The sequence below is a fragment of the Aquabacterium sp. UBA2148 genome (genome assembly GCF_002328915.1).
GTDB lineage: Bacteria > Pseudomonadota > Gammaproteobacteria > Burkholderiales > Burkholderiaceae_C > Aquabacterium > Aquabacterium parvum.
This window is the reverse complement of the sequence record NZ_DCXA01000108.1, coordinates 12974-13796: the sequence shown is the minus strand read 5'-3', so window position 1 is coordinate 13796 and position 823 is coordinate 12974. Positions and strand designations below refer to the sequence as shown.

Sequence of the window (823 nt, the reverse complement as noted above, 5' to 3'; positions counted from 1 at the left end):
GTGGTCGCCAGCGAGCCCCAGGCGTCGGCCCGTCTCAAGCCTCACGCGGGTCGCGTGATCGACATCCGCTGGGCCACAGGCACCGCGGGCGTCTTGCCCGCCTTCCTCGGTCAGGTGCTCAAGGGTGAAGCCACTCTGCCACCCATCCGCTTGCTGATCACCCCGGCCGGGCTGTTCGAAGCCGTCGCGGAAAACACCCCCGCTTCTGCGCTCACACCCGCGTCACCGCAGGGCCTGACGCTCACGGTTCAACTTGGCGACCCGATCGACCTGCTCAAGCGCGCCACCCGTGGCGAGCGCCCCGAAGTCAACATCGAGGGCGACGCCAACCTGGCCGAAGTGGCCTCCTGGATGATGAAAAACCTGCGCTGGGACATCCAGGACGACGTCGCTCGTTTCCTGGGCAACACCCCGGCTGAAGCGCTGCGCAAGGTCGGGGAAGGCATCCGTGAAGCCCTGCAGCGCTGGCGCCCAGGCAACGGCGCCCCCCGCTGAAGCCATCTGGTTGAGCGATGCGCAGCCTCTTTCGCCCGGCCTACATCGGCCTGATCTCACTCACACACGGGCTGGACATCCTGCTGCTGGGCAGCATCCGCCACAAAGGCCTGAACCGCCTGGCCAAGTTGCTGAGCCTGGGCCGGCGGCTCGAAGGCACGCGCGGGGAGCGGCTGCGCCTGGCGCTTGAAAAGCTCGGGCCCATCTTCGTCAAATTTGGCCAGATGCTGTCCACTCGGCGCGACCTGCTGCCGCCCGACGTGGCCGACGAGCTCGCCAAACTGCAAGACCGGGTGCCCCCGTTCTCCAGCGCCGAATCCGCTCGCCT

The 823-nt window shown here is 67.8% G+C and carries 2 pseudogenes; both read left to right on the top strand.

What is annotated here, in order from left to right:
• Positions 1-495 (top strand): annotated as a pseudogene (locus B2W70_RS05945) (hypothetical protein); the annotation flags it as partial.
• 17 nt (positions 496-512) lie between these two features.
• Positions 513-823: pseudogene (locus B2W70_RS05940) on the top strand (ubiquinone biosynthesis regulatory protein kinase UbiB); the annotation flags it as partial.